Source organism: Streptomyces sp. SID3212, from assembly GCF_009865405.1.
Classification (GTDB): domain Bacteria; phylum Actinomycetota; class Actinomycetes; order Streptomycetales; family Streptomycetaceae; genus Streptomyces.
The window spans coordinates 1-7,115 of sequence record NZ_WWJY01000042.1 but is presented as its reverse complement, the minus strand read 5'-3'; the positions used below and the strand labels follow the sequence as shown (position 1 = coordinate 7,115).

Below are 7,115 nucleotides of genomic sequence, written 5' to 3'. Positions count from 1 at the left end.
CGGGGGCTGCGGCGCGGGGGCCGAAGTCGCGGACGGCTGCGGCGCGGTGGCCGTACCGCTGTCGGACGGTGCCGGCGCCGAAGGGTCGGACGGATCGGACGGGTCGGACGGGTCGGCGGACTCCGACGCGGAGGGCGACGGCGAGGCCGATCCGCTCGGCGACTCCGAGGGATCGGGCTCGTCGGAACGGGTCACGCACGGCCCCGGCAGGAAGGGGATGTCCTGACTGTCACTGGCCAGCGCGAGCCGGGGGGTGAGCCCCATGCCCACGAAGACCGCGGTCGGCATCGCGGCCAGGGCCATCGCCTTGCCGGCGGGTATCTGGAGCTTGTTCAGGAGGGACTTCTTGGGCGCCGCGTGCCGCGGCCCCCTCCGCACCCGGGGGTCGTCGTCCCCGGCCGCGGTCCACTGCGCGTGGTCACCCCGCACTGTTCCTCCCGCCATTGGCCTCGGCAGTCGTTTCCGTCACGTTCGGTTCCGCCCCTTCGCGCGGGGCGGGGAGGAGGGGGTCACGGGGGCCGCCGGGCTCCGGGGCCCACTCGTCGTGCCGTGTGGTGGTGTCGTACGGCTCCGCCAACTCGTCGTAGTGCTCCTCCTCCGGCTCCTCGGGCACGGGGTGCTTCACAGGCACCCAGGCGAGCGCGAGCCCGCCGCCCACCAGCGCGGAGAGGTAACCGAGCAGGAAGCCGCCGAAGTTGGAGATGGGGATCGAGACCAGGGCCAGCAGGATCGCGGCCACGCCGGAGAACACCCGGACGAGGCTGTGGTACCACATCGTCAGACCCAGGGTGACCAGCAGGACACCGATGATCAGCGAACCCGCCCCGGCCGTGGTGGACATGGCCAGCGTGAGGTTGCCGAGCTTGAGATTCCCGTACGGGAAGTAGGCGATCGGGATTCCGCCGAGGAGGGTGAACAGGCCTGCCCAGAAGGGGCGGCTACCACGCCAGGCTCGGAACCGAAGCCGCCAGTAGGTGAATCCGCGGGACTCTGTGGACTCGGCCTTCATGGATACAGCTCCCTGGGAGGGTGTCACGTGCAGAGGAGGGTCCGAGCGAGCCGAACGACCCGGCGAGCGCCGCGATGGTCCGACCCGCCCGGGGCGGACGCCTAGGGAGCGTCCGTGAAGCACTCGTCGGTACCGCGACTGAGCCGCAGGCTCAGGTTCGGCAGGGTGAAGGAGCCGGCCGTGGTGGCCCACGCCGTCTGCTTCACTCCGGTCAGCGTTGCCGTCTTCGCCTGCTGGCCGAAGCCGTAGGGGGCGGCCGGCGAGGATTCCTTCTCGTTGGCCCTCCTGCCGGGCGACTGGAGATCCTTGGCCGGCAGCCCGATCTCCATGGTGTCGAACACGGCGTTGTCGACATCCAGTGACGCGACGTCGAGGTACAGGTTGTCCGCGAGAACCTTCTTCTCGCCGAAGCCCGCCTTCAACTTCAGGGTGATCGTGCCCAGGAGCGGCACGTCCGGCGTCACCACAGACTGGCACATGTCGGTGATCGTGGCCGACTTGAAGCCCGAGACGACGACGGCCTGGTTGCCCCTCGGACCGGGGGCGACACCGCCGTACTGCACCATGTTCTGGCCGACCAGTTCGGAGGCCTTCACTTTGAAACTCTGCCCCGACACACTGAACGACGCGGCGAGCGCGCCCTGTGCGAGAGCGACACCGATCGCGGCCGTGGCGGCCACACTCGGCACCATGACAACGGCGAACCGCCGCCATCTGGTCCCGCCACGGACTTGGGCTGGGGACTCCATGTATTTCCTCCTTCTCGGACGTACATCTCCGGATCGGGTCTGGCCCGTCCTGGGATGGGAGAAGTGCTACGTCCTCGGGAAGGGGAGCGCCCGGATCGGGTGCGCAAACCGCACCGTGCGTGCGTGCGGGCCGCGTCCGATTCTCCGGCGATCACCCCCGAGCGACAACCACTGGCCACGCCTTCGCGCAACCTCTGGACAGGCCCTGCCCGTGAGCAGGAACCCCCCTGTCCGGGCCGGCGGCGGTGCCGCCGGTCCACTCGGCGGGGAACCCTCGACCGGCGGGCGCGGCTGGCTGCCGTGCCGGTGCGGTATTGGACCGAGCGTCGCCGATCGTCGTGCATTCACGAGCTCTACACAAGGGGGCTCGTTACTGGCTAGTAACGGCGAGATAACCGGCCCGCCACCCACCGCCGCCGACCCACCACTCAGGGTGCCCCGAACACGGGCGACAGAAGGGCGGATCGGCACCAAAAACCGGACAGAGCAAGCCGGTTGATTTACTGGCAGTAACAGCAGCCGCGTTCCCCAAGTTTTAGCAAAACGCGACTGCTGTACGTGTGAATTGGCTGAATGCGGAATGCCGGGCGCCGGAAAGGGCGCCCGCACAAGGATCCCGTACGGAATCCCGCGCCGTCAGAACAGCACCCTCGCCAGCGCCTGCCGCGCCGCCGTCACCCGCGGATCGTCCCCGCCGATGACCTCGAACAGCTCCAACAGCCGTACGCGCGCGGCGTCCCGGTCGTCGCCCGCCGTCCGGCGGACCGTCTCGACCAGCCGGGAGAACGCGTCCTCCACATGCCCGCCGACCAGGTCCAGGTCGGCCGCGGCGATCTGCGCCTGGACGTCCGCCGGCTTGGCCGCCGCGTCCTCGCGCACCCGCTGCGGGTCCATGTCCCGGACGCGCGAGAGCAGTTCGGCCTGGGCCAGGCCCAGCTTGGCCTCGGTGTTGCCGGGGTCGTCGGCGAGGACGTTGCGGTACGCCTGCGCCGCCCCGCCGAAGTCGTTGGCGTCCAGGGCCTGTACGGCCGCTTCGAGCAGGGCGTCGTACGGTCCGACCGGTACGACGTCCTCCGGCTCGGCCGCCCGCGCGCCCTCCGCGTCCGCGTCGACGGCGATCCCGGTCAGGCCGAACCGCTCCTCGCCGACCTGGATCAGCTGGTCCAGCGTGCCGCGGATCTGGGCCTCGGGGGCCGCGCCCTGGAAGAGGGGCAGCGCCTGCCCGGCGACCACCGCGAAGACCGCGGGGATGCCCTGGATCCCGAACTGCTGCATCAGCATCTGGTTGGCGTCGACATCGATCTTCGCCAGGACGAAACGGCCGTTGTATTCGTGCGCGAGGCGCTCCAGCACCGGGCTGAGCTGTTTGCACGGCTCGCACCACTCGGCCCAGAAGTCGATGACGACCGGGACCTCGGAGGAGCGCTGGAGGACATCGCGTTCAAAGCCGGCCTCGTCGACGTCGATCACCAGGCTGGAGGGGGGTACGGCGGCGGTCCCGCCGTGGCGGGCGGCCTCGGCGCGTGCCTGCTCCGCCTTCGCCTTGGCCTCACCGGCCGCCTTCACCGCGGCGAGGTCGACAACGCCGCTCATGGACATGTTCCTAGGCTGCATGAGTACATCCTCCCCCCTCCGCGCGCGCTTGAGAAAAGCGGCGTGTACACCCATTCCTCCCCGCGGCCGTCGCGAGGGCCGAACGGCGGTACGGCACGGCTTCCGGGAGGCGTACCAGCGGGCGTACTAACGGCCGCAGCGCGCCTCCGCCGACGCCGCCGGCACCAGCCGTACCTTCCCCGCCGGGACCTTGAGCGGTCCGCCGGAACGCCGGTCCCACAGCACGGCGTTGCCGCCCGCGACGCCGAAGGCCAGATAGGGCCGGGCGGGGTCGAGCCGGGGTCCCTCACCGGGGAGCGAGGCGAGCGGGACGGTGGGTTCGACGCAGGTCCAGGCCGGTTCGACGCCGAAGTAGTGGGGGGCCTCCCGCCCCTGCCGGGCGGCTTTCTCCGTACGCGAGGCCGCGGTCTCGGCCGAATCCAGGGCGAAGCTGCCGCCCGCCACCAGGAACACCACCAGGATCGTGACGTACATCAGCCCGCCGGTACGCTCACCCGGCACCACGTAGTGGTAGTGCTTGGCGATGCCCCACACGGCGGGCACCAGCAGGACCGGCAGCAGGAGCGCGACCAGTTTGAGCGCCGAGAGGAACTGCCACGCCGGGGGTACGTCGAGGTCGCCCGGCGTCAGCTGGAGACCATCCGCGTAGAGGGCGTGCAGGACGGACCCGGCCCCCGCGAAACTGGAGATCACCAGCGTGGCGGCCAGGGGAACGCCCCAGGTGGCCCACTCGCCCCAGGTCCACTGCCGTACGAGCAGCCCCAGTCCGGTCACGAGGGTCAGCCCGTAGAGCAGCCGTATCCCGCCCGCCTCGGTCAAGCCTCCCTCTCTCGTGGTGACGAGGATGAGCAGCACGATGGCGCCGGCCACGCCCGCCGTGTTCCCCAGGTGGTGGCCCCGGTCGACGGTCCCTCCGGCCGACAGCGCGACACACCCCGCGAGCAGTGCCACCCCCGCCCAGAAGTAGCGGACGCCACCGGCATGTTCCGCCGCGATGGCCACGCTCGACACCAGGACCAGCGTGCCGATCGTGAACGCGGCCATCCGGCGGTCGAACTGCCTCTCCCGCCGCATCCGCGCAGGGTGCTTCCAGCGCCCGTCCATCGGCCGTACTGCCACCGCCCGCCGCGCCCCGCCGCCCAGGGCCGCACGGGCCAGCCGGAGCGCCTCCCCGGGCCCCCCGGTCACCTGCGTCCCCGCGTCGAAGACTCCCGCCCGCGCCAACCACCGGGCCACCCGGGACAGCCGTCCCGCACGATGGGCCGTCGAATAGGCCAGCCATTCCGACAGCATCTCGCTGTCGCGGTCCAGCCGGTCCGCCCGCCGTACGTACATCTCCAGCTGCGCCGTCCGCGCCGCGTTCCGCACCTGCCAGGTCGCGCCCCGCTCGGCCCGGCGGGAGGCTCCGTACAGCCGGATCTCGACGCGGTACACCCGCGCCGCCGGATCGGCGGTCAGGATGCCCGCCGACGTCCCCTGCCCGCGCGGTTCGTGGCCGACGACCGGCCAGCCGTGCGCCTCGAAGACCCGCTCGGCCTCCGTCCAGTCCCGGGAACCGCCGCGTACCTCTATCAGTGCCAGCACCCGCTGGTCGTACCTGACCCTCGCCGCCATGTGCCGTCCCTCCCCCCGCCGAGGGTCGCCGACCCTATCGCGCGAGGCGGCCCAGCAGCGAGGAGGCCGCCGCGACGCCCAGGGCGGCGGCGAACGCCAACACCCCGAAGTCCAGCAGCAGATGGTGGGACGACGTGCCGAGCAACAGGCCTCTCAGGGCGTCGACCTGGTAGCTCAGCGGGTTGATCCGGCTGATCACCTGGAGCCAGCCGGGCATGATCGCCACCGGGTACAGGGCGTTCGAGGCGAAGAACAGCGGCATCGTGATGGCCTGGCCGACGCCCATCAGCCGGTCACGGGTCAGCACGATCCCCGCGATCGTCATCGACAGGCAGGCGAAGAAGGCCGAGCCGAGGATCACCACCACCGCCACCCCGAGCAGCCGCAGCGGGTTCCAGGTCAGGCCGACGCCGAGCGCCGCCGCGATGACGATCACGACGACCGCCTGGATCAGCGCCTTCACCCCGGCGGCGAACGCCTTGCCGGTGATCAGGGCGGATCTGGGGGTGGGGGTGACGAGCAGTTTGGTGAGGACACCGGCGTCCCGCTCCCAGATGATCATGATCCCGTAGAAGATCGCGATGAACATCGCGGACTGGGCGATGATGCCGGGCGCCAGGAAGTCCAGGTACGGCGTGTTGCCTGTCGGAATCGCGTGGATACGGGTGAAGGTCTCGCCGAAGATCAGCAGCCACAGGGCGGGCTGGACCGCGCGCGTGTACAGCTCGGTCCGGTCGTGGCGGAGTTTCTGGAGTTCGACCGCGCACATCGCGGCGACCCGGGCGAGCAGGACCCGCCAGCCGGTGCGGGGGCGCGGCGGGACGAGAAGCAGGTTGAGCTTGCTGAGGTCGGGCTTGCTCCCGGGGGCCGGGGCGCTGCCCGGACCACTGCCCGGACCGCCGTTCGCGCCGCCGCCCCGGCCGTCGGCCGACGTGCCGTCAGCCGACTCGGGAGGCGGTGCGCCGGGTCGTACGGACATCACGGAAGTCCCCTCCCTCCTCGTCCAGGCCGCTGCCCGCCACGTCGCGGAAGACGTCCTCCAGGGTCGGGAGCGGGTCCTTCCCGGTGGCGGTGCCGGCGGCCACGCGCCTGTCGCGCAGTTCGCCGCGCAGCTCGCCGGGGGTGCCGAGGCCCCGGATCCGGCCGTGGTGCATGAGGGCGATCCGGTCGCAGTACTGCTCGGCCTCGTCCATGTAGTGGGTGGTGACAAGAACGGTCATGCCGGTCGCCTTCCGTACGGCGTTGATGTGCTCCCACACGCTGGTACGGGCGATCGGGTCCAGGCCGATCGTCGGCTCGTCCAGCATCAGCAGGCGGGGTGCGCTGACGAGCGCCTGGGCCAGTTCGAGACGGCGGATCATGCCGCCGGAGTACGTCTTGGCCATCCGGTCCGCCGCGTCGGTGAGGTCGACGGCCGCGAGGGCCTGCGCGACCCGTTCGGCGCGCTCCCGGCGGGGGACGTCGAAGACGCGGGCGAACAGGGTGACGTTCTCCCGGCCGGTCAGCGTCGCGTCGGCGGAGAGCTGCTGCGGTACGTAGCCGAGCAGGCGGCGTACGGCCATGCGCTCCTTCGCCGCGTCGTGGCCGAAGACCCGGACCATGCCGGCGGGGACGGGGAGCAGGGTGGTGACGCAGCGGATCGCGGTGGTCTTGCCGGCGCCGTTCGGGCCGAGCAGCCCGAAGACCTCGCCGGCGCGGACCGACAGGTCCAGGTTGTCGACGGCCTTCGTCTCGTTGAAGGCGTAGTCGAGCCCGGTGCAGGTGACGGCGTCGGTCCGCTTCTCCGCCGTGCGCTCCTCGGTCATGCGCGCTCCCCCTCTCCGTACTCGTCGTGCAGGTTCCGGGCGAGTCTGTTCAGTGCGGGGACGGCCGCCGCGAGGGCCGCTCTGTCCTCCACGGTCAGCCGCGCCAGCTGTTCCCGCATCAGCGCGCCGCGCCGCGACGCCCAGGCGGCGAGCCGTTCCGTGGCCTCGGGGGTGGGCAGCAGGACGGCGGAGCGCCGGTCGTCCGGGTCGGTCTCGCGCCGCAGGTAGCCGGCCCCGCTGAGCTGGTTGACCAGGGTCGATACGGAGTTGTTCGCGAGGTGCAGCTCCCGGGCGGCGGCCGACACCCCGATGCCGGGGCGGGCC

At 71.5% G+C, this 7,115-nt stretch carries 7 protein-coding genes and 1 pseudogene; all 8 read right to left on the bottom strand.

What is annotated here, in order from left to right:
• Positions 1-444: pseudogene (locus GT042_RS01830) on the bottom strand (hypothetical protein); the annotation flags it as partial.
• The gene (locus GT042_RS01825; protein WP_161306936.1) at positions 419-1,009 is read right to left on the bottom strand and encodes a DUF6114 domain-containing protein; all 591 of its coding nucleotides are present in this window, start codon (positions 1,007-1,009) and stop codon (positions 419-421) included. The gene GT042_RS01825 and the pseudogene GT042_RS01830, both read right to left, overlap by 26 nt.
• Positions 1,010-1,110: 101 nt before the next feature.
• Positions 1,111-1,758, bottom strand: a complete 648-nt coding sequence (locus tag GT042_RS01820) for a DUF6230 family protein (protein ID WP_161306935.1) — start codon at positions 1,756-1,758, stop codon at positions 1,111-1,113.
• Between the two features lie 636 nt (positions 1,759-2,394).
• A complete protein-coding gene (locus GT042_RS01815; protein WP_161306934.1) occupies positions 2,395-3,372 on the bottom strand; it encodes a tetratricopeptide repeat protein in 978 nt (325 codons plus the stop codon).
• A 126-nt stretch (positions 3,373-3,498) separates the two neighbouring features.
• A complete protein-coding gene (locus tag GT042_RS01810) occupies positions 3,499-4,986 on the bottom strand; it encodes a hypothetical protein (RefSeq protein ID WP_161306933.1) in 1,488 nt (495 codons plus the stop codon).
• 34 nt (positions 4,987-5,020) lie between these two features.
• Positions 5,021-5,965: an ABC transporter permease gene (locus GT042_RS01805; protein WP_161306932.1), complete on the bottom strand. Its 945-nt coding sequence runs from the start codon at positions 5,963-5,965 to the stop codon at positions 5,021-5,023.
• Positions 5,925-6,791, bottom strand: a complete 867-nt coding sequence (locus GT042_RS01800) for an ATP-binding cassette domain-containing protein (protein WP_161306931.1) — start codon at positions 6,789-6,791, stop codon at positions 5,925-5,927. The genes GT042_RS01805 and GT042_RS01800 overlap by 41 nt, the downstream gene beginning before the upstream one ends.
• On the bottom strand, positions 6,788-7,115 hold a 328-nt coding region (locus GT042_RS01795), incomplete at its 5' end, for a MarR family transcriptional regulator (protein ID WP_161306930.1). The genes GT042_RS01800 and GT042_RS01795, both read right to left, overlap by 4 nt.

Bases quoted from the DNA above. Each gene is read 5' to 3' on its own strand.
- GT042_RS01815 (WP_161306934.1), bottom strand. From the start codon at position 3,372: ATGCAGCCTAGGAACATGTCCATGAGCGGCGTTGTCGACCTCGCCGCG.
- GT042_RS01825 (WP_161306936.1), bottom strand. From the start codon at position 1,009: ATGAAGGCCGAGTCCACAGAGTCCCGCGGATTCACCTACTGGCGGCTT.
- GT042_RS01805 (WP_161306932.1), bottom strand. From the start codon at position 5,965: ATGTCCGTACGACCCGGCGCACCGCCTCCCGAGTCGGCTGACGGCACG.
- GT042_RS01820 (WP_161306935.1), bottom strand. From the start codon at position 1,758: ATGGAGTCCCCAGCCCAAGTCCGTGGCGGGACCAGATGGCGGCGGTTC.
- GT042_RS01810 (WP_161306933.1), bottom strand. From the start codon at position 4,986: ATGGCGGCGAGGGTCAGGTACGACCAGCGGGTGCTGGCACTGATAGAG.
- GT042_RS01800 (WP_161306931.1), bottom strand. From the start codon at position 6,791: ATGACCGAGGAGCGCACGGCGGAGAAGCGGACCGACGCCGTCACCTGC.